This is a genomic window from Streptomyces sp. NPDC050211, from assembly GCF_040656035.1.
GTDB lineage: Bacteria > Actinomycetota > Actinomycetes > Streptomycetales > Streptomycetaceae > Streptomyces.
In genome coordinates this window covers 92,015-110,983 of record NZ_JBFALC010000002.1, presented here as the reverse complement: position 1 = coordinate 110,983, position 18,969 = coordinate 92,015, and the positions used below count along the sequence as shown (strand labels likewise).

Annotated in this window: 20 protein-coding genes, 1 tRNA gene and 1 pseudogene; 8 read left to right on the top strand and 14 right to left on the bottom strand. The window is 69.5% G+C overall.

All coding sequences use genetic code 11. The annotated features are described in order from the left end of the window. Window positions 1-20: 20 nt before the first annotated feature. From AB0I98_RS02405 to AB0I98_RS02395, 3 genes are all read right to left on the bottom strand, one after another. Window positions 21-845: an alpha/beta hydrolase gene (locus tag AB0I98_RS02405; RefSeq protein WP_362934047.1), complete on the bottom strand. Its 825-nt coding sequence runs from the start codon at window positions 843-845 to the stop codon at window positions 21-23. Between the two features lie 28 nt (window positions 846-873). Further along, window positions 874-1,317 carry a DUF2267 domain-containing protein gene (locus AB0I98_RS02400; protein WP_362934044.1) on the bottom strand — a complete coding sequence of 148 codons (444 nt, stop codon included), beginning with the start codon at window positions 1,315-1,317 and terminating at the stop codon, window positions 874-876. Window positions 1,318-1,422: 105 nt separating this feature from the next. Beyond that, a complete protein-coding gene (locus AB0I98_RS02395) occupies window positions 1,423-1,839 on the bottom strand; it encodes an Hsp20/alpha crystallin family protein (protein ID WP_362934042.1) in 417 nt (138 codons plus the stop codon). A gap of 161 nt (window positions 1,840-2,000) precedes the next feature. Here AB0I98_RS02395 and AB0I98_RS02390 point away from each other — a divergent pair, with 161 nt between their 5' ends. Further along, on the top strand, window positions 2,001-2,303 hold the full coding sequence (locus AB0I98_RS02390) for a hypothetical protein (RefSeq protein ID WP_362934039.1): 303 nt from the start codon (window positions 2,001-2,003) through the stop codon (window positions 2,301-2,303). A 1-nt stretch (window position 2,304) separates the two neighbouring features. On the opposite strand, the gene AB0I98_RS02385 is transcribed toward AB0I98_RS02390, so the two are convergent. Together AB0I98_RS02385 and AB0I98_RS02380 are read right to left on the bottom strand one after the other, a co-directional pair. Further along, complete coding sequence (locus AB0I98_RS02385) at window positions 2,305-3,597, bottom strand: glycoside hydrolase family 27 protein (protein ID WP_362934036.1); 1,293 nt, start codon at window positions 3,595-3,597, stop codon at window positions 2,305-2,307. A 41-nt stretch (window positions 3,598-3,638) separates the two neighbouring features. Then, window positions 3,639-3,998, bottom strand: a complete 360-nt coding sequence (locus tag AB0I98_RS02380; protein ID WP_362934033.1) for a VOC family protein — start codon at window positions 3,996-3,998, stop codon at window positions 3,639-3,641. A gap of 91 nt (window positions 3,999-4,089) precedes the next feature. On the opposite strand from AB0I98_RS02380, the gene AB0I98_RS02375 reads away from it, so the two are divergent. Continuing rightward, a complete protein-coding gene (locus AB0I98_RS02375) occupies window positions 4,090-5,580 on the top strand; it encodes an alginate lyase family protein (RefSeq protein ID WP_362934030.1) in 1,491 nt (496 codons plus the stop codon). Window positions 5,581-5,707: 127 nt separating this feature from the next. On the opposite strand, the gene AB0I98_RS02370 is transcribed toward AB0I98_RS02375, so the two are convergent. Further along, the gene (locus AB0I98_RS02370) at window positions 5,708-6,169 is read right to left on the bottom strand and encodes a hypothetical protein (protein ID WP_362934027.1); all 462 of its coding nucleotides are present in this window, start codon (window positions 6,167-6,169) and stop codon (window positions 5,708-5,710) included. A gap of 185 nt (window positions 6,170-6,354) precedes the next feature. Then, window positions 6,355-7,767: a DUF445 domain-containing protein gene (locus tag AB0I98_RS02365; protein ID WP_362934024.1), complete on the bottom strand. Its 1,413-nt coding sequence runs from the start codon at window positions 7,765-7,767 to the stop codon at window positions 6,355-6,357. 191 nt (window positions 7,768-7,958) lie between these two features. On the opposite strand from AB0I98_RS02365, the gene AB0I98_RS02360 reads away from it, so the two are divergent. Beyond that, complete coding sequence (locus tag AB0I98_RS02360) at window positions 7,959-9,293, top strand: SGNH/GDSL hydrolase family protein (RefSeq protein ID WP_362934021.1); 1,335 nt, start codon at window positions 7,959-7,961, stop codon at window positions 9,291-9,293. Window positions 9,294-9,412: 119 nt separating this feature from the next. Here the strand turns inward: AB0I98_RS02360 and AB0I98_RS02355 are convergent, their stop codons facing one another. The 4 genes from AB0I98_RS02355 to AB0I98_RS02340 are packed head-to-tail and all read right to left on the bottom strand — an operon-like array spanning window position 9,413 to window position 12,856. Beyond that, the gene (locus tag AB0I98_RS02355; RefSeq protein WP_362934018.1) at window positions 9,413-10,237 is read right to left on the bottom strand and encodes a DUF1707 domain-containing protein; all 825 of its coding nucleotides are present in this window, start codon (window positions 10,235-10,237) and stop codon (window positions 9,413-9,415) included. Window positions 10,238-10,270: 33 nt separating this feature from the next. Next, complete coding sequence (locus AB0I98_RS02350; RefSeq protein WP_362934015.1) at window positions 10,271-11,236, bottom strand: ATP-binding cassette domain-containing protein; 966 nt, start codon at window positions 11,234-11,236, stop codon at window positions 10,271-10,273. Between the two features lie 5 nt (window positions 11,237-11,241). Then, window positions 11,242-12,063, bottom strand: coding sequence for an ABC transporter permease (locus AB0I98_RS02345; RefSeq protein WP_362934012.1), 822 nt, complete (start codon window positions 12,061-12,063; stop codon window positions 11,242-11,244). Next, window positions 12,056-12,856 carry an ABC-2 family transporter protein gene (locus tag AB0I98_RS02340; RefSeq protein ID WP_362934825.1) on the bottom strand — a complete coding sequence of 267 codons (801 nt, stop codon included), beginning with the start codon at window positions 12,854-12,856 and terminating at the stop codon, window positions 12,056-12,058. Before AB0I98_RS02340 ends, AB0I98_RS02345 begins: the two co-directional genes overlap by 8 nt. 203 nt (window positions 12,857-13,059) lie before the next feature. On the opposite strand from AB0I98_RS02340, the gene AB0I98_RS02335 reads away from it, so the two are divergent. Further along, window positions 13,060-15,414 (top strand): transglycosylase domain-containing protein, encoded by a 2,355-nt coding sequence (locus AB0I98_RS02335; protein WP_362934009.1) that lies wholly within the window; start codon window positions 13,060-13,062, stop codon window positions 15,412-15,414. 55 nt (window positions 15,415-15,469) lie between these two features. Here the strand turns inward: AB0I98_RS02335 and AB0I98_RS02330 are convergent, their stop codons facing one another. Further along, the gene (locus AB0I98_RS02330) at window positions 15,470-15,823 is read right to left on the bottom strand and encodes a co-chaperone GroES (RefSeq protein WP_362934006.1); all 354 of its coding nucleotides are present in this window, start codon (window positions 15,821-15,823) and stop codon (window positions 15,470-15,472) included. Between the two features lie 43 nt (window positions 15,824-15,866). Continuing rightward, window positions 15,867-16,196, bottom strand: coding sequence for a DUF3618 domain-containing protein (locus AB0I98_RS02325; RefSeq protein ID WP_362934003.1), 330 nt, complete (start codon window positions 16,194-16,196; stop codon window positions 15,867-15,869). 95 nt (window positions 16,197-16,291) lie between these two features. Here AB0I98_RS02325 and bcp point away from each other — a divergent pair, with 95 nt between their 5' ends. The 4 genes and pseudogenes from bcp to AB0I98_RS02305 all read left to right on the top strand — a co-directional run bounded on the left by bcp (window position 16,292) and on the right by AB0I98_RS02305 (window position 18,306). Further along, the gene (gene bcp, locus AB0I98_RS02320) at window positions 16,292-16,759 is read left to right on the top strand and encodes a thioredoxin-dependent thiol peroxidase (protein ID WP_362934000.1); all 468 of its coding nucleotides are present in this window, start codon (window positions 16,292-16,294) and stop codon (window positions 16,757-16,759) included. Window positions 16,760-16,903: 144 nt separating this feature from the next. Continuing rightward, window positions 16,904-17,552: pseudogene (locus tag AB0I98_RS02315) on the top strand (HNH endonuclease signature motif containing protein). Beyond that, window positions 17,549-18,223: an HNH endonuclease gene (locus AB0I98_RS02310; protein ID WP_362933996.1), complete on the top strand. Its 675-nt coding sequence runs from the start codon at window positions 17,549-17,551 to the stop codon at window positions 18,221-18,223. The pseudogene AB0I98_RS02315 and the gene AB0I98_RS02310 overlap by 4 nt, the downstream one beginning before the upstream one ends. Then, a tRNA-Leu gene (locus tag AB0I98_RS02305) sits at window positions 18,223-18,306 on the top strand. The genes AB0I98_RS02310 and AB0I98_RS02305 overlap by 1 nt, the downstream gene beginning before the upstream one ends. Window positions 18,307-18,360: 54 nt before the next feature. Here the strand turns inward: AB0I98_RS02305 and rdgB are convergent. After that, window positions 18,361-18,963 carry an RdgB/HAM1 family non-canonical purine NTP pyrophosphatase gene (rdgB, locus tag AB0I98_RS02300; RefSeq protein WP_362933993.1) on the bottom strand — a complete coding sequence of 201 codons (603 nt, stop codon included), beginning with the start codon at window positions 18,961-18,963 and terminating at the stop codon, window positions 18,361-18,363. Between the last annotated feature and the right edge of the window lie 6 nt (window positions 18,964-18,969).

Here is an 18,969-nt window from a genome sequence, read left to right as displayed (position 1 = left end):
GCTGTTCTTCGGTTACGTCTCTATGGGCGTTCGGATGCGTCTTTATGGGCGTCGGTCGTGAGGAAGGATCGCACGGCCACGTGCAGGCGTTCCGGCTGGTCCAGATGTACGTCGTGAGCCGCGGCCGGGATCACTTCGAGGACCGTACGGGCCGGGCGGCGGGCCCGCATGTCGCTGTGGTCGCGTGCGGGCATCGTGCCGTCGGCTCCTCGGATCACGAGCGCCGGGCAGGTGATCCGGCTCCAGTCGTCCCAATACTCGTGGTCGGCCAGTTCCGTCACGGCCGCGATCATTGTGTCGCGGTCGACCCTCGGGTACCAGCCGTCCTCCCGCTCCTCCACGTTCGCCGCCCACGCCTCATGACCGAAGAACGCCCGGACCGCGGCCGGCGAGCGGAACGGCGTCGGCCAGCTGTCCAGCCAGGCCCCGATGCGGGAGGGCAGGTCCGGGGCCGGGCCGCCGGGGCCCGCCTCGATGAGGATCAGGGACTTCACGGGGGTGGGGTGCGCGGCGGCCAGCAGCATGGCCGTATGTCCGCCCAGGGACTGGCCGATCAGGGTCACGGGAGCCAGGGAGAGCTCCTCGATCAGCGCCACGGCGTCCGCGACGCAGGCCGCCCGGCTCATCGTCGGCGGGCGGCGCGTGCTCGCGCCATGGCCCCGGGCGTCGTACGTCACCACCCGGCGGCCCTCGTCCAGCAGCCGCCGCGCCAGGTCGTCCCACTCGCCCATGTGGCCCGCGAGGCCGTGCAGGAGGAGTACGGGGTCGGAGGCCTGCGGGGTGGGCGACGGGTTGTGGTCGCGGTAGGCGATGCGGGTGCCGTCCGGGGTGGTGAGCGTCTTCAAACGGGTTCCTCTGTTCCTTTCGGATCCGTCAGTCCGGTGGTGTCAGAGCCGCCCTGCCGAACAACAGGGCGTAGCCCGGCGGGAGATGGCGGACGATGCGGTCGACCAGGTCCTCGCCGGCCAGCCGCGGCAGCACGCTCAGGACCGAGCTCACGTCCCAGCGGGCCGTCGCCGGGGTCGCGCCCTCTATGCGGGCCGCCACCGACTCCACGAACTCCGCCGCGGTGAGCGGGCGCGTGACCGGGATCTGGGAGGCGACCACCCGGGCGGCTTCCTCGGGGAGGGCCCGGGCGAGGTCGACGCGTTCGTCGCCGATGACATGGCCGCCGAGGGCGGAGAGGACGATGCGGGTGACGCGTTCCGCTTCCGCGGTCGTCGTGTACTGGCCGGCGTCCCGTACCTGGTCGATCAGTTCACGCCATGCGAGGCTCGTTCTCGGAATCGTCACGCTGGGTACCGACGTCACGCTCATCGTGCGGGCTCCTCCGGGGCGGGCAGGGGCGGTGCGTCCCGCAGGCGGGTGCGGGGACCGGGGCCTGCGGGACGCTTCTCCTGGATCTTGCGCTTGGATCCTCGGTCAGCTCCTCAGCTGCTTCCGATCGCTGCCGCCGCTGATCTGGATGCGGCGCGGCTTGGCCTGTTCGGCGATCGGGATCTGCAGGGTGAGCACGCCGGCGTCGTACGAGGCGGCGATGCGTTCCGTGTCGAGGGTGTCGCCGAGGAACAGCTGGCGACTGTAGGTACCCGTGGAACGCTCGGCGACCAGCATCTCCGCGCCCTCGGGGGCGGGGGAACGGCGCTCGGCACGGACGTTCAGGACGTTGCGTTCGACGTCCAGCTCGATCGTCTCGGGGTCGATGCCGGGCAGGTCGAAGTGGACGATGAAGTCGTCCCCGGAACGGTAGGCGTCCATCGCCATCGCGGGGCGGGTGTCACCGAAGACCTGCTGCGCGAGGCGATCGAACTCGCGGAAGGGGTCGGTGCGCATGAGCATCACGGGTCACTCCTCTCATCAGGCGCTGCGGGTGCGATGCCCTACGGCTTCTTATATAGCTCCCGGGAGAAAACTTGACAAGCCTCGACTCAGGTTCACGTATTCACGCAGCGTGCGGGTTAGCCTCGCTCCATAGCGGTCGTGAGCGGTTGGAGGCAGGCATGGCGAAGGTTCCCAGTGCGGTGGTCGCCGCGAGCGGGCTCGTCGGCGGGTACGGCGTGGCGCGGTGGACCAGGAAGCGGGAGCTCGGCGGTGCGGTGCTGGCCGTCGCCGGGGCCGCGGCCGCGCTGCAGTGGCGGCAGCAGGCCGGCGGGAAGGCCGCCGGCGCGCTGACGGCCGCCTATGTCGCCGGTTTCGCCGGTTCCCACCCGCTCGCGAAGAAGGTGGGCGCCTGGCCTGCCGTCTTCGGTGTCGCGGGGGCCGTGGCCCTCGCCTCGTGGGCGGTCGCGGACCGGCGGGGCTGACTCACGGTGGGGTGAGGCGGTACAGGGCCGAGCCATGCGCCGGCAACTCCGCGTGGAGGCTGTGGCCGTCGTGGGCGATGTCCGTGTGGGTCCACAGTTCGCGGATGCGGTCGCCGGGCCGGGCGCCTATGGAGCCGAGCGGCACGGTGACCTTCTCCGGGCTGTCCGCCAGCGAGAACACGGCCGCGTAGCGCGTACGTCCGTCGGTGTCGTCGGCGGTCCACAGCACGAGGTCCCTCTCCCGCAGCACCTCGCGGTTGCCCCTGCTGTGCCACAGGACGTCGAGCGCCTCGTCGTTCGTGAGCAGGGCGATGGTCTCCGCCGGGCTGGTGGGCAGATCGCCGCCCATCATCAGGGGGGATCGGGAGATCAGCCACAGGCTCAGCAGGCTGATCTGCTCGTCGTGGGTGAGACGGCAGAGGCGGTCCTCGCCCCGCTCGGCCCGGATGCCGACGCGGCCGAGCGGCAGCATGTCGGCGTCGGCCCAGCCACGTTCGTCCTGCCAGGGTGCCCACCTGGCCATCCGGCCGAACTGCGCCTCCACGTCCTCCCACCGGTCCCACAGGTCGTCGCAGACCCTCCACATCGTGGCCGTCTCCCGCAGATGGCCGAGGTGGGCGAGGGAGACGTCCGTACCGGGTGACAGGCTCAGCTCGATGGGCCGGCCGCTGCGGGCGATGGCCTCGGCGTAGGCGGAGATCTCCCGCTCGTGGTACGGGAAGAGCATGTCGTCGGCCTTGATGAAGTCGACGCCCCAGCGGGCGAATTGGGCGACCTGGCTGTCGTAGTACGCCTGGGCGCCCGGGTGGTCGTGATCGAGGCCGTAGTTGTCGCTGTTCCACGGGCATACGGAGCCGGTGTCGGCGATCTCGTCGGCGGTGAAGGCGGTGCCCGCGACGGGCAGCCGGGCGGCGACGGCGCGGCGCGGGATGCCGCGCATGATGTGCAGGCCGAAACGCAGGCCCAGCCGGTGCACGCGCTCCGCGAGCGGCCCGAATCCGGCGCCGCCGGCCGCGGACGGGAACCGGTTCGGGGCGGGGAGTTGACGGCCGTGGGCGTCGAGGACGAGAGGGGCGTCGGGGTTGTAGCCGTGGGCGCGGGCCGTGGGCTCGTACCACTGGATGTCCACGACGACGGTGTCCCAGCCGTGCGGCAGCAGATGCTCGCGCATGAACTCCGCGTTGGCGAGGACCTCTTCCTCGGTGACGGTGGTGCCGTAGCAGTCCCAGCTGTTCCAGCCCATCGGGGGGCGCAGGGCGCGGTCGGGGAGGGGGCGACGTGCGGGGTGGGTCATGGTGAACGGCTCCTGAGCGGGTGCGACGTCAGTGAATGTGGCTAGGCCTGGTGACTCAGTACATTCACTACCCGCCCGTTCGGATCCCGGACGAAGAAGCGTCGTACGCCCCACTCCTCGTCCCGCAGCTCCCGTACGATCTCCGCGCCCGACGCCGCCACGCGCGCGTACACCGCGTCGACGTCCTCCACCTCCACGCTCAGGTCGGAGACGACGGGTGCGGTGCGCTCCTCGGTGAAGAGGCTGATCTGGGCGGTGGGGTTGGCGGGGGACGCGAGCGTCACCACCCAGCCCATGTTCATGACCTCCTCGAAGCCGAGGAGGCCGTAGAAATCACCGCCGGCCTTCATCGCTTCCTCGGACGCGACCTGCACGTTGGGGACGATCCTGCGAATGGTCATCGGACGCTGCTCCTCATCGGCGTCGGTTTTCTGTTATCGCCCACAGTCTCCTCCCGTCTCCTGACCGTCCCCAGCCGCAGGCACGCGAGGAATGAGTCACGTGACACGACAGATCAGCCGCCGGAGCATGCTCAAGGCCGCGGGTGCGGCAGCCGGAGCGACCGGTATCGGTACGGCCGCGATCCCCACCCCCGCAGCGGCGGCCGGCGCCTACGCGCACCCCGGCCTCCTGCACACCCGTACCGACCTGGCCCGTATGGCGGCCAAGGTGAAGGCGGGTGCCGCGCCCTACACCGCCGGATTCGCCAAGCTGACCGCCAACCGCCACTCGCAGAGCGGCTGGACGGCCAACCCGCAGGCCACCGTCATCCGGGGCGGCGAGGGCCAGAACTACGCGACCCTCTACAACGACATCCACGCCGCCTACCAGAACGCCCTGCGCGGCCACATCAGCGGTGACGACGCGCACCTCGACACCGCCGTGGCGATCCTGAACGCCTGGTCGGCCAAGCTCACCGCGCTCGGGGGCAACGCCGACCGTTTCCTGGCCGCCGGCCTCTACGGCTACCAGTTCGCCAACGCCGCCGAACTCGTCCGCGACCACCCCGACTTCGAGCTCGCCCGCTCCCAGGAGATGCTGTCCTCGGTCTTCGCATCGGTCAGCGACGACTTCCTCGTCCGGCACAACGGCGCCGTCATCTCCAACTACTGGACCAACTGGGACCTCACCGCCATGTGCTGCGTCCTGGCCGGCGGCCTCTTCTGCGACGACAAGGCCCAAGTCGCCCGTGCCGTCGAGTACTTCAAGCACGGCGAAGGGCTCGGCTCCATCAAGAACGCCATCCCCGTCGTGTACGACGACGGACTCGCGGAATGGCTGGAGGCGGGCCGCGACCAGGGGCACGCGCTGCTCGGTGTCGGTCTGATGGGCACGTTCTGCGAGATGGCGTGGAACCAGGGGATCGACCTGTACGGCTATGACGACAACCGGTTCTTCAAGGGCGCGCAGTACGTGGCCAAGTGGAGCATGGGCGGCGACGTTCCCTACACCGCGAACACGCGGGCCAAGGGAGCCATCAACGGGTGGTCGGGCAGCGAGACCGTGACTGAGGCCGCGCCCGTCGATCCCGCGTCGACCCGTCCGATCTGGGCGATGATCGCCAACCACTACACCAAGCGGCGGGGCATGTCCGCGTCCTACCTCACCCAGATCGCCGCGAAGTCCGCGCCGGAGGGCGGCGGCGGGGACTACGGTCCCAACAGCGGGGGCTTCGACCAACTGGGCTTCGGAACGCTGGCGTTCACGCGGGACAGGTCCGAGGACACGTCGGCGTCCCCGAGCCCGTCGGCCACGGCGTCCCCCTCCGCCTCTACATCCACTCCCGCGGCCGGCTCGGACCCCCAACCGCAGGGATCGGCGGGATCGGCAACACCGTCCGCGTCACCGGCCTCCGACGGGGATCTCGCCGCCACGGGCTCCAACGAGGTCGTCGGCTGGACCGCCGCCGCGGGGGTCGCCGCGGTCGCCGGGGGCGTGCTGTTCATGCGCCGGCGTGACCAGGTCCGGCGCGAGAGCCAGTAGTCACCCGGCACGGTGGCTGAGGTGGGGTGGGTCGCGCGGCCCGGCGCTGACGGGGTGCCGCCTGCGCCCACCCGTGCCGCCCTAGGCGGCACGAATGCCCGCAGCTTGGCGGGACGGTGGCCCGCAGCTACAGCGGAGGCGCCCAGTCCTCCCCCTCCCGGCGGAACGCCCGGCCCACCGTCGCCGCGACCAGCACCCCCGCCGCGATCACCAGACTGAAGAAGGCCCAGGCCAGCGGCCAGGCCCCGGCGAAGCCGTCGGGCGGCCCGGGGTGGGTGCGCAGCGAGATGTACATCAGGGTCACGGGCGGGGCGGCGACCAGGACGAGAGGCCAGGCCAGGTCGTCGCGGTGGCCGAAATACGCCGCCAGGAGGAGCAGGGCGACGGCCAGGAGGATCACGCCCACGCCTGTCACCGGCGTCGTCTCATGCGTGGAGCCCGGGCCCTGCACACGGTTGCGCAGGTCCCACGGGATGCAGACCAGGTACGCCGCCGCAGCGAGCCCCGCGCCGAGCGCGCGGGTCAGCCAGCGTTCCGGCCAGGAGCCCGTCCGCAGAGGGCTCAGCAGCTTCTCGGTCTTCTCGGTCATGCATACGAGGGTTCTCCCCCGGACCGGCGTTCGACAGAGTACGCGTACTCAGACGTACGTACTCAGACAGCGCCCCGAAGGGGCGCGGGGCTGTATCAATATGCGGCTCCGCCGCGTGGGCGCGACCAGCCACGACGGCGCCGCAGCGGACCTGCGTGCCCATCGCGGCGCTTCCAGCGGAGCGCTTACGCCCCGACCACCCGCGTCAACGTATAGATCAGCAGCCCCGCCAACGACCCCACCACCGTGCCGTTGATCCGGATGAACTGCAGATCGCGCCCGATGTTCGCCTCGATCTTCCGCGTCGTGTGCTCCGCGTCCCACCCGGCGACCGTGTCGGTGATCAGGGAGGTGATCTCCTTGCGATACGTGGAGACGACGTACACCGCGGCCCCCTCCACCCAGCTGTCGACCTTCCCCTGCAGCCGGGACTCGCCCGCCATCCGCGCCCCGAGGGACAGCAACGAGGCCCGCACCCGAAGCCGCAGCTCACTGCGCTCGTCCTCGGCCGCCGAGACGATCATCGAGCGTACGGCGGTCCAGGCGGACGCGATCAGATCCTGGACCTCGCCCCGCCCGAGCACCTCCCCCTTCAGCCGCTCGACACGCGCCCGCGTGTCCGTGTCGGACTGGAGGTCGGACGCGAAGTCGGTGAGGAAGCGATCGAGCGCACCCCGCGCCGGATGGGACGGCATGTCCCGCATCTCGGTCACGAACCGCAGCAGCTCCTTGTAGACCCGCTCACCGACCTTCTTGTCGACGAACCGCGGCGTCCACCCAGGAGCCCCGCCCTGCACCGCGTCCATCACCTGCTCGTCATGCAGCACGAGCCAGTCATGTGCACGCGCGACGACAAGATCGACGACTCGCTTGTGCCCCCCGTCGGCGACGACCTTCTCCAGCATCTTCCCGATACCGGGCGCGATCTCCTGCGCATCGGCCCGCCGCGTGATCGCCTCCCCCACCACGGCCTGCACATCGGAATCCCGCAACACGGTCAACGCACCCCGCAGCGCGGCGGACAACTCGGCGGTCACCCGATCCGCATGCTCCGGCTCCGCAAGCCACGCACCCAGCCGGCTCCCGATCCCGACGGCCCGCAACCGCTGCCGTACGACGTCCTGGGAGAGGAAGTTCTCGCCGACGAACTCCCCCAAGGAGACGCCCAGCTGATCCTTCTTCGTCGGGATGATCGCGGTGTGCGGAATGGGCAGCCCGAGCGGGCGCCGGAACAGAGCGGTCACAGCGAACCAGTCGGCGAGCGCGCCGACCATGCCCGCCTCGGCAGCCGCGGCGACATACCCCGCCCAGGGACCGGCACCCTCGCCCGCGGCCCACTTCGCCAGGACGTACACCACCGCCACGAACAGCAGCAGCCCGGCAGCGGTGAGCTTCATCCGGCGCACCCCGCGCTGCTTCTCCTCGTCCGCGGCGCTGAACGTCGTCATCGCGCGCGCGGCGGCGGCCGGGACGCCCCGGTTGCCGGCAGCCCCGGGACGGGCATGCTGCTCTACATCAGCAGCACCCGTTTCACCCGGTTCATCAGGTTTGGTACGTTCCATCCACTCCACCCGTTCGCGGCCCCTCGTACTCCTCATTGTCCCTTCCTGACCGACTCCCGGAACGGAACAAGAGTTCCCGCCGTCTGTACGGACGAGGGAACCTCAGGGAGAAATCAGGGTGGCGGAACGGGGGGCCTGTTCCACTACCTCCCTACCCATGCCTCATCATGGGTGATGATCACATCGGAGCCTCGGGCTCCCAATCCACCCGAGGAGTCACGCACCGCATGGCCAGGAAAACCGGTTATGCCTTGCTTGCCGCGATCGTCGCCCTGATCGTGGCGCTTTCGGCTGCCATATATGTCGGCGCCGCCGTCGGTGACGGCAGCGGCGGCAGGGAGAACCTCGCAGGATCCCGTACCCCACGCAGCCCCGCCGAGCCCGCCTCCACCGGCACCTGGGTCGGCACCTGGTCCGCTTCCCCGGTCGGCGCCGAGCCCGGCACGGAGATCACGGGCCTGGCGAACCGTTCGGTACGCAACGTCGTGCACACGAGCGCGGGCGGCACCTTCGCCCGGATCACCCTCTCCAACCTCTACGGCCAGTCCCCGCTGACGATCACGCACGCCTCCATCGCCGTCGCGGCCGGCGACGACACGGCAGCGGCGGACGCCGGGACGATGAGCAGGGTGACCTTCAACGGCAGCACCAGCGTCGTCGTACCGGCCGGGCAGCAGACGATGAGCGACGCCGTCCGCATCACCGTCCCGAACGACAGCGACGTACTGGTCACCACGTACTCCCCCACCGCGACCGGCCCGGTCACCTACCACCCGCGCTCACGACAGATCTCGTACGCCGCCCAGGGCGACCTCACCGAGGACGTGACCGGTGCCCCCTACACCCAGCAGGTCGAGTACTGGCGCTATCTGACCGCCCTCGACGTGCTGAGCAACGAGTCCAACGGCACGATCGTCGCGTTCGGCGACTCGCTCACCGACGGCGTCGGCTCCTCCACCGGCGCCAACAACCGCTGGCCCGACCTCCTTTCGGACCGGCTCCGCGAGGCCGCCGAGGACGGCGACGACGTGCCGCGCTACAGCATCGTCAACCAGGGCATCGGCGGGAACCAGGTCCTCGCCAACGGATTCGGCCGCCCCGCCGAGAACCAGGCCGGCCTCATCCGCTTCGACCGTGACGTCCTCAGCCGCACGAACGTCAAGGTCGTCATCATCGACCTCGGCGTGAACGACATCCTCCGCAACCGCGGCCACGCCGACCCCGACGCGATCCTGGGCGGCCTGCGCGCCCTCGTCCAGCAGGCCCACGCGCGCGGGCTGAAGGTCATCGGGGCGACGCTGATGCCGTTCGGCGGGCACATCGGCTACTCCGCCGAGCGGGAGAGCGTACGCCAGACCATCAACGCCGAGATCCGCGCGGGCCACGTCTTCGACGCGGTCGTCGACTTCGACGAGGCGGTACGAGACCCGTACGACCCCCGCAAGTTCCGCCCCGACTACGACTCCGGGGACCATCTGCACCCCAGCGACAAGGGGTACGAGCGGATAGCGGCCACGTTCAACTTGGACGACCTGAAGGGCGGCGCACCGGCCAAGCTGTAACCCGCGGGCATGCGTGCCGCCTGGGGCGGCACGGGTGGGCGCGGGCGGCACCCCGTCAGCGCCGGGCTGCGCGACCCACGCCCGCCCAGCGCCAACGCCGGGCAACTTGCGGCGCCGGCTCAGTCCTCCCCGCGCCGACGCCGCTCCCGCCGCTCCTCGCGCCGCTCCTCATGCAGGTCGTGCATCAGGCTCCGATGCCCGTCCAGCATCCGCCGATGAGAGTCGTGCGCGTCGTGCATGTCGTCCCGCACGGACTCCCGCAGCTCCCGCTTGGACGCCTTCCGGTCCAGCCGCTCCTGCCGCCGTTCCTCCCGCAGTCGCTGCTTCTCGGCCCGGGTCAGCTTGCGCTCGACGCCCACTCCGCCCCAGAAGGCGAACCCGTTGACGATGACACGAGGCGCCCCGGGCTCCCCGGGCACGCCCTCCTCGCGCTGGTCGAAGCCGCCCATGATGCCGATCCCGCGGACGACGACCTCGACACCGGGCGGCACGATCACACTCATCCCGCCCATGATCGCGATGCAGTTGATCTCGACCTCACGGTCCGCGAAGTTCGCCTCGCGCAGATCGATCTCACCGCCGCCCCAGAAGGCGAAGCAGTTGAACCGCCGGGGCACGGTCCAGCGCCCCTTGCGCTGGAAACCGGACATCACGGCGACGGCCCACGTGGACGAGCCCTCCCCGCCGACGATCCGCTGGTCCCAACTCCCGTCGCCCTCGGGCTTCTTGACCATGTCGATGGTCGGCGGGGTCACCCCGGCGGCGGGCAGGTCACGGGTGATCGGCGTCAGTTCGCCGTACGTCCGTGCCTTGTACGTCGCGTCCAGCCGCTCCTCGAACTCCGTCATGTCGAGCCGCCCCTCGGCCAGGGCGTCCCGCAGTACCTCGGCGACTCGTTCACGATCGGCGTCGGAAGCACGCAGTTCCGGGGCATCGTCCGTCATATCCCTCAGCCTACGAGTTCGACGGCCCGGACACTATGCGGCCGCCCGGTCCGCGTACATCCGCGCGATCACTGCCTCGATGTCCGGCTCCCGCACCGACAGGTCCACCAGCGGATACTCCGCCGCGATCCGCGCCACCAGCGGCGCCGCCGACTCCGACGCCGGGAAGGCGAGCCACTGGCGGGGCCCTTCCACCCGTACGACCCTGGCGGGCGGCGCCTCGATCGGCGGGAGTTCCCGCTCCAGGTCCACCACCAGGGTGCGTTCGCTCTCCCCCGCCTCGTGCAGGCCGGCGAGCGGGCCGTCGTACATCAGGCGCCCGTGGTCGATGACCATCACGCGGGAGCACAGTTGCTCGATGTCCTGGAGGTCGTGCGTGGTCAGCAGGACCGTGGTGCCGCGCTCGGTGTTCAACTCCCGCAGGAATTCCCGCACCTTGGCCTTGGAGATGACGTCGAGGCCGATCGTCGGCTCGTCGAGGTAGAGCACCTCGGGGTCGTGGAGCAGGGCCGCCGCGATGTCGCCGCGCATGCGCTGGCCGAGCGAGAGTTGGCGTACCGGTACGTCCAACAGGGCGTCCAGTTCGAGGAGTTCGACGCAGCGGTCGAGGTTCTCGCGGTAACGGGCGTCCGAGATCCGGTACATGCGGTGCATCAGACGGTACGAGTCGATCAGCGGCAGGTCCCACCACAGCGTCGTACGCTGCCCGAACACCACCCCGATCCGGTGGGCGAGACGCGTGCGCTCACGGGACGGATCGATCCCGGCGACACGCAGCCGGCCGCCGCTCGGGGTGAGGATGCCGGTGAGCATCTTGATCGTGGTGGACTTTCCGGCACCGTTCGGACCGATGTAGCCGACCATCTCGCCGCGCGCCACGGAGAAGGTGATCGAGTCGACCGCCCGCACCTCACGCCGTTCGCGTTTGAGGAAGCCGGCCTTCTTGCGGACGACGAAGACCTTCTCGACTCCGTCGAGCTCGATGAAACCCTTTGTCACTGGCCCTAACTCCCTGTACTCCGGTACGAACGAAGCCCCACTCGCCACGCCACACCCGCCAGCGCACAGCACACTCCGGCGGCGAGCGGCGACAGATACGTCACCCACGTCGGCAGGTCGAGCGGATACGGCCGCCCCAGCACATAGGACGCGGGCAGCCAGTTGACGAAGGCGAGCGGCACCATGAACGTCACCCCACGCACCAGGTCCTTCCCGAACAGCGTCGGGGGGTACTGCAGCAGCGTCGTGCCGCCGTACGTGAACGCGTTCTGCACCTGGGCGGCATCCTGCGCCAGGAACTGGAAGGCCGCGCCCGCGACGAAGATCGCCCCGAAGATCACCGCGCCGCTGACCAGCATCACCGGCACCAGCAGCACCTTCGGCGCACTCCAGTCGACATCGACGGCGAACAGCGCCCAGCCCAGCACCAGCGACCCCTGGATGACCCGGCCGAACCGGCGCAGCGGGAACTGGTCCGCGGCGACCTGGGCGAGCACCGGAACGGGCCGTACCAGCAGGGTGTCGAACGACCCGTCGCGTATCCGGGTGCCCAGGCCCTCCGACGAGCCGAGCAGCAGGTCGGTGATGCCGAACGCCGTCACCGACAGGCCGTACAGAAAGGCCACCTCGGGCAGCGTCCAGCCGCCGAGCGAGTCGACCTGTGAGAACATCAGCAGGATGCCGACGAAGTCCAGGCCGGACAGCAGCAGGTTGCCGAAGACCGTGACGACGAAGGACGCGCGGTAGGTCATGCCGGCCCGGATCCACATCCCGGCGATCAGCAGGTAGGCGCGCACCCCGTCCACCAGGCGGCTCGTCTCACCCACCCTGCACCACCACCCTCCGCGTAGCCGCCGACTGCAAGAGCCGCCCCGTTGCGAGCAGTGCCACCGCCCACGCCGCCTGGAAGGCGAACGCCCCGAGCGGGGCGGTCTCCCCCATCAGCACATCCGCCGGGATCTGCAGCTGCGCGGCCCACGGCAACGCCTGGACCACGTCACCGAGCGCGTCCGGGAAGGCGTTCAGCGGCAGTGTCATGCCCGAGCAGAAGATGCCCGTGACCATCAGGGCCTGCATGACACCCCTGGCGTCCATGAGCCAGAACACGCTCAACGCCGCCAGATAGCGGATCCCGAAGCTGACGACCGCCGCCAGCAACAGCGCGACCAGGAACGCCGCCCAGGTGCCGGCGTCCCCCGGCAGGGCCATCGGGAAGAACAGCGCACCGAAGACGAACGGGATCACGCCCCGTCCCGCCAACTGGAACAGCATCCGCCCCAAGTCGCTCGCCAGCCACCACAGTTGGAGATCGGCCGGCCGGTACAGATCGACCGCGATCTCACCGGTGCGGATGCGTTCCATGAGCTCGGTCTCGAAGCCCCCGCCCTGGATGGCCAGCGCCGCGAACAGCGCCTGCCCCAGCCACACATAGGTCACGGCCTGCGCCTGGTCGTACCCGCCCAGATCCGGCCGCTCGTCCCACAGCGCCAGATACGTGTACACGAGGATCAGCCCGAACACGGTATTGGTGAAAACCCCCGCCGCCGTGGCCACCCGATACGTCGCGTACCGCCGGAAACTCCCCGCCGCCACGGCCGCGTACAACCGCACCGAGCCCACACCCACGCCCTCCTCGCCCGCGCCCGGCGCCGAAGCGCAGGAGCCTAGTGCGCCGTCGACGCGGACTGCCACGTATTTTCCGGGCCCGACGCGTGCCGAGGTCGGGAACTGATCGGCGCGTGCGGCAGTCTTCAACAGGGGGACACAGAAGACGTACGAGGCGTACGGGAACGTACGACGTAAAACAGGAGTCCGTGCACAACATGAACGACCAGCCACAGCCGCACCAGCCGGACCCTGGCAAGAAGCGTCCCAAGCGCACCGGTTGGCGCCGGCTGATCCCGACCTGGCGCATGGTGCTCAGCACCTGCGTCATCGGAACACTGCTGCTGGTCGGCCTGTTCTTCCTCGGCTACTCCCTGGTCAAGATCCCGCCCGCGAACGCGCTCGCGACCAAGCAGAGCAACATCTACCTCTACGCGGACGGCAGTCAGCTCGCCCGCGACGGCGAGGTCAACCGGGAGAACGTCACCCTCGCGCAGATCTCCAAGGCCGCTCAGCACTCCGTACTGGCCGCCGAGGACCGCGACTTCTACTCCGAGTCCGCGATCGACCCCACGGCGATGGTCCGCGCCGCCTGGAACACGGCGACCGGCAAGGGCAAGCAGTCCGGCTCGACGATCACCCAGCAGTATGTGAAGAACTACTACCTGGCCCAGGAACAGACCGTCACCCGCAAGGTGAAGGAGTTCTTCATCTCGATCAAGCTGGACCAGGAGGAGAGCAAGGACGACATCCTCCAGGGCTACCTCAACACCAGCTACTTCGGCCGCAACGCCTACGGCATCCAGGCCGCCGCCCAGGCCTACTACGGCATGGACGCCGACGACCTCGACGCCGCCCACGGCGCCTACCTCGCCGCCCTGCTGAACGCGCCCAGCGAGTACGACGTCGTCGCCCACCCCGAGAACAAGGCCGCCGCCGAGGGCCGTTGGCGGTACGTCCTCGACGGCATGGTCAAGGAGGGCTGGCTCAGCAAGGCCGACCGGGCGGGCCTGAAGTTCCCGATGCCGAAGGAACAGACCGTCTCGACCGGCATGTCCGGGCAGCGCGGCTACATCGTCGCCGCGATCAAGGACTACCTCACCCAGAACAAGATCGTCAGTGCGGAGGAACTGGACGCCGGCGGCTACCGCATCACGACCACCCTGCAGAAGTCCCGGCAGAACGCCTTCGTGAAGGCCGTCGACGACCAGTTGATGTCCAAGCTCGACAAGAAGAACAACAAGGTCGACACCTACGTCCGCGCGGGCGGGGCCGCCGTCGACCCCAAGACCGGCAAGGTCGTCGCCATGTACGGCGGCATCGACTACGTGAAGCAGTACACGAACAACGCCACCCGCCGGGACTTCCAGGTCGGCTCCACCTTCAAGCCGTTCGTGTTCACCTCCGCCGTCGAGAACGAGTCCGTCACCCAGGACGGCCGCCCCATCACCCCGAACACGGTCTACGACGGCACCAGCGAACGCCCCGTCCAGGGCTGGAGCGGCGCCTACGCCCCCGAGAACGAGGACGACGTCAACTACGGCGACATCACCGTCCGCACCGCCACCGACAAGTCCGTCAACTCGGTGTACGCGCAGATGGCCGTCGACGTCGGCCCCGACAAGGTCCGCCAGACCGCGGTCGACCTCGGCATCCCCGGCAGCACCCCCGACCTCACCGCCACCCCGTCCATCGCCCTCGGCCCGGCCACCGCCAGCGTCCTCGACATGGCGGAGGCGTACGCGACCCTCGCCAACCACGGCAAGCACGGCACGTACACCCTGATCGACAAGATCACCAAGGACGGTGCGGACGTCGTGGACCTGCCCAAGCGGTCCACCCGGCAGGTCGTCACCCGCGAGGCCGCCGACACCACGACGTCGATGCTGCAGAGCGTCGTCGACAACGGCACCGCCACCGCAGCGCAGGCCGCCGGCCGCCCGGCGGCGGGCAAGACCGGCACCGCGGAGGAGGACACGGCCGCCTGGTTCGCGGGCTACACCCCCGACCTGGCGACGGTCGTCTCCGTCATGGGCCAGGACCCGGTCACGGCCGCGCACAAGCCCCTGTACGGCGCGATGGGCGAGCCCCGTATCAACGGCGGCGGCCCGCCCGCCGACATCTGGGCCCAGTTCACCAAGGACGCCCTGAAGGGCACCCCGGTCAGCGACTTCGACCTCCAGCTCCAGGCGGGCGCGGACGAGCCGCAACCGCCGACGACCGAGCCGCCCGCCGACCCCGGCACCGACGAACCGACCGACGACGCGACCACCGGACAGCCCACGGACGGCGCCACCACCGGCGGCCAGGACACCCAGGGCCAGACCGACGGCGGCACGACCACCACGGGCGGCACGACGACCGGCGGGACGACAACTGACGGGGGCACCACCGGGGACACCACCACCGGCGGCACCACGACCGACGGCGGTACGACGGGCGACACGACCACGGGCGGTACGACGGGCGACACCTCGACCGGCGGGACGACGGGCGACACGACGGGCGGCGACACCGGCGGCGATACGACAGAGGGGACGTCGGCGGGCGGGGACCCACCGCTCTTCCAGTGACTGAAAAGGGGCTGGTGACGATGGTCACCAGCCCCTCACGCAGTTGTTCTACAAGTTACAAGTACAGCCCCGTGGAGTCCTCGGACCCCTCGAAGCGGTCCGCGGCCACCGCATGCAGATCGCGCTCGCGCATGAGCACGTAGGCGATGCCCCGCACCTCCACCTCGGCCCGGTCCTCCGGGTCGTACAGGACCCGGTCGCCCGGCTCCACGGTCCGTACGTTCTGCCCCACCGCGACGACCTCGGCCCAGGCCAGCCGCCGCCCGACCGCCGCGGTGGCGGGAATCAGGATGCCCCCGCCCGACCGGCGCTCACCCTCACCGGTCTCCTGCCGCACGAGTACACGGTCGTGCAGCATCCGGATGGGCAGCTTGTCGTGGGTGCTGTGCTCGTTTCTGTTGGCGCTCACGCCCCGAACCTACCTGCCTTTGACCCGTCCGTAAGCCGCTGGGTCAGCCCTTGCGGCGCCGGCTGCCCAGGGCCAGCAGCCCCACGAGCCCGACGGCGACGAGAGCGACGGGCACGATGCGCTCGAGCCGGGGCGCACCCTCGCCGTCGACGAACTGCCCCTTCACATCGCTCACGACCCGATTGACGCCCACATAGGCCCGACCGAGGGTGCGATCGACATTGGAGACGACCTTGGCCTTGGCGTCCCCGACGATCGTCTTCGGATGCACCCGCACCCCGATCTCGTCGAGCGTCTCGGCCAGCACGTCACGGCGATGCTTGATGTCCGCCTCGATCTGCGCCGGGGTTCTGGTGTCCGAGGTGTCCGCCACCGTACGGCCTCCGAAGTGTGATGCTGCGCTGTTCCGGACAGTCTGTCAGCTCTTACGCCGACCGCACTGTCAGGACCCCCCGTTACTCTGGCGGAATGAGTGAGCGACTGCAGCCCGGGGACACCGCCCCCGCCTTCACCCTCCCCGACGCCGACGGCACCGAGGTCTCCCTGTCCGACCACAAGGGCCGCAAGGTCATCGTCTACTTCTACCCGGCCGCCCTGACCCCCGGCTGCACGAAGCAGGCCTGCGACTTCACGGACAACCTGGACCTCCTGACCGGCGCCGGCTACGACGTCATCGGCATCTCCCCCGACGCCCCGGAAAAGCTGGCCAAGTTCCGCGAGAAGGAGTCCCTCAAGGTCACCTTGCTGGCGGACCCCGAGAAGACCGTCACCGAGGCGTACGGCGCCTATGGCGAGAAGAAGAACTACGGCAAGACGTACATGGGGGTCATCCGGTCGACGGTCGTCGTGGACGAGGAGGGCAAGGTGGAGCGGGCGTTGTACAACGTCCGGGCTACCGGGCACGTGGCGAAGATCATCAAGGATCTGGGGATCTGAGGGCGCGACGCGTTTGCTGAGCACGAGCGGCTCGTACCGGGGTGACCGGTACGAGCCGCTCCGCATTTCGGGCGTGACTGTCCGATAAACGGATCGTTACTCCGTGCGAGGCCACGAACGGGTGGTCGGGAACGGAGGGGAACGATGGGGGTTAGTGCGTATCCGAGAGAGCGGCTTGAGGAAGCGGCTCGGGGGGCTCGGACTTTGTCGGAGGCGTGCACGAGGCTGGGCGTGGACCCGAAGGGCTGGAAGCGGCGGTACATCCACGAGCGGATGAAGAAGCATGGGGTGGACGTCTCGCACTTCGAGCGCGAGGGGGGTCAAGTGGACGCGGGAGATCCTCGAGCCGGTGGTCGCGGCGTCGACGAGCGTCAACGAGGTCCTGCGGAAGCTCGGACTCGAGGTGGTCGGCGGCCACCACACGAACATCTCCCGGCGCATCAAGGCTTACAGCATCGACACCTCGCACTTCACGGTGATCCGCACAGAGCGGCAGCGATACAACCAGCGCCGCAGGACTGCCGGAGAGATCCTCGCCGAGGAAACGTCCGCACACGCCACGCGGGTCCCGAGCAGCCGCCTGAAGCGGGCGATGGTTGAGCTGGGCGTGGAAGAGCACTGCGCCCTGTGCGGGATCGAAGGTGTGTGGCTCGGGGAGCCACTCCCCTTGGAGGTCGACCACATCGACGGCAACTGGCGGAACAATCGAATCGAGAACCTGAGACTTCTTTGCCCCAACTGTCACTCGACAACGGACAGTTACCGCGGGCGCGGCAAGGGGCGCACCTCGTGACCAACGGCGCGCACTACACCCGCGAGCGTCTGGTCGAGGCAGCAGCTCGGTGTTCCGACCTCGACGAGGTCATTGCCTTCTTCGGCACCCGGCCATACGGCTACCTCCGCAAGTACCTCACCAAGCGATTCGCCCACTTCAGCATCGACATCTCGCACTTCCGCCCCTGCGGCAGGTCCGCCCGGCCCACCCCCGACGAATTAAGGGCGGCCGTCGCCGAGTCCGCCTCCGTGGCACAGGTGCTGCGCCGTTTGGGCCGCACGAACAACGGTGCGCAGCGGAAGAAGCTGCGCAAGTGGATCGACGACGATCACCTCACGACGGAACATTTCCTGGGTCAAGCGCACCAACGGGGAAGGCGAGCCCCGAACAGCAAGCGACCTGAGGATGTTCTGGTACTGCACAAGGGCAGCCAGCGGACGAAGACAAAGCTCCTACGCCGCGCGCTCCACGAGGTCGGCGTAGCCGAAGAGTGCGCCAGGTGCGGCACCGGACCGGAATGGCTTGGCAAGCCCATGACCCTGGAGGTCGATCACATCAACGGGGACTGGCGAGACAACCGGCGCGAGAACTTGCGGCTTCTCTGCCCCAACTGTCACGCGGTCACGAGCACCTGGTGCAGGGGAGGCAAAAGGCAGCGAACAACTCCCGGTACGATGGCAGGCGGCTAGCGGCGGTGGTGCAATGGTGACACAGCAGGTTTAGGTCCTGTGGCCCCTGACCGGGCTTGAGGGTTCGAATCCCTTCCGCCGCACATAAACGGCCTGCGAATCGAAGGATCGATGAGCAGGCCGTTTCCGTACCTAGCTCAGCCCAACAGCTCCCGCACCACCGGCACCAACCCCCTGAACGCCTTCCCCCGATGGCTGATCGCGTTCTTCTCGTCCGCGCTCATCTCAGCGCAGGTTCGCGTCTCCCCCTCCGGCTGCAGAATCGGGTCGTACCCGAACCCGTTCGTGCCGACCGGCGCATGCCGGAGCACGCCCCGCAGCTGCCCCTCGACCACGCGCTCCGTCCCGTCCGGCAGGGCGAGCGCGGCGGCGCAGGCGAAGTGGGCGCCGCGGTGTTCGTCAGCGATGTCGGACAGCTGGGCCAGCAGCAGCTCCAGGTTCGCACGGTCGTCGCCGTGCTTGCCCGCCCAGCGGGCGGAGAAGATGCCCGGTGCGCCGTTCAGGACGTCGACGCAGAGGCCGGAGTCGTCGGCGACGGCGGGCAGGCCGGTTGCCTGGGCGAGGGCGTGGGCCTTCAGCAGGGCGTTTTCGGCGAAGGTGACGCCCGTTTCCTTGACGTCGGGGATGTCGGGGTAGGCGTCCGCGCCGACGAGGTCGTGGGGCAGGCCTGCGTCGGCGAGGATCGCCTTGAGCTCGGTGATTTTTCCGGCGTTGCGGGTGGCGAGGATCAGGCGGGTCATGGCGTC

What these genes read in the sequence shown, in the direction of transcription:
- AB0I98_RS02400 (WP_362934044.1), bottom strand. Translation starts at nt 1,317, where the DNA reads ATGAGCGTGACGTCGGTACCCAGCGTGACGATTCCGAGAACGAGCCTC.
- AB0I98_RS02395 (WP_362934042.1), bottom strand. Translation starts at nt 1,839, where the DNA reads ATGCTCATGCGCACCGACCCCTTCCGCGAGTTCGATCGCCTCGCGCAG.
- AB0I98_RS02390 (WP_362934039.1), top strand. Translation starts at nt 2,001, where the DNA reads ATGGCGAAGGTTCCCAGTGCGGTGGTCGCCGCGAGCGGGCTCGTCGGC.
- AB0I98_RS02385 (WP_362934036.1), bottom strand. Translation starts at nt 3,597, where the DNA reads ATGACCCACCCCGCACGTCGCCCCCTCCCCGACCGCGCCCTGCGCCCC.
- AB0I98_RS02380 (WP_362934033.1), bottom strand. Translation starts at nt 3,998, where the DNA reads ATGACCATTCGCAGGATCGTCCCCAACGTGCAGGTCGCGTCCGAGGAA.
- AB0I98_RS02375 (WP_362934030.1), top strand. Translation starts at nt 4,090, where the DNA reads ATGAGTCACGTGACACGACAGATCAGCCGCCGGAGCATGCTCAAGGCC.
- AB0I98_RS02370 (WP_362934027.1), bottom strand. Translation starts at nt 6,169, where the DNA reads ATGACCGAGAAGACCGAGAAGCTGCTGAGCCCTCTGCGGACGGGCTCC.
- AB0I98_RS02365 (WP_362934024.1), bottom strand. Translation starts at nt 7,767, where the DNA reads ATGAGGAGTACGAGGGGCCGCGAACGGGTGGAGTGGATGGAACGTACC.
- AB0I98_RS02360 (WP_362934021.1), top strand. Translation starts at nt 7,959, where the DNA reads ATGGCCAGGAAAACCGGTTATGCCTTGCTTGCCGCGATCGTCGCCCTG.
- AB0I98_RS02355 (WP_362934018.1), bottom strand. Translation starts at nt 10,237, where the DNA reads ATGACGGACGATGCCCCGGAACTGCGTGCTTCCGACGCCGATCGTGAA.
- AB0I98_RS02335 (WP_362934009.1), top strand. Translation starts at nt 13,060, where the DNA reads ATGAACGACCAGCCACAGCCGCACCAGCCGGACCCTGGCAAGAAGCGT.
- bcp (WP_362934000.1), top strand. Translation starts at nt 16,292, where the DNA reads ATGAGTGAGCGACTGCAGCCCGGGGACACCGCCCCCGCCTTCACCCTC.
- rdgB (WP_362933993.1), bottom strand. Translation starts at nt 18,963, where the DNA reads ATGACCCGCCTGATCCTCGCCACCCGCAACGCCGGAAAAATCACCGAG.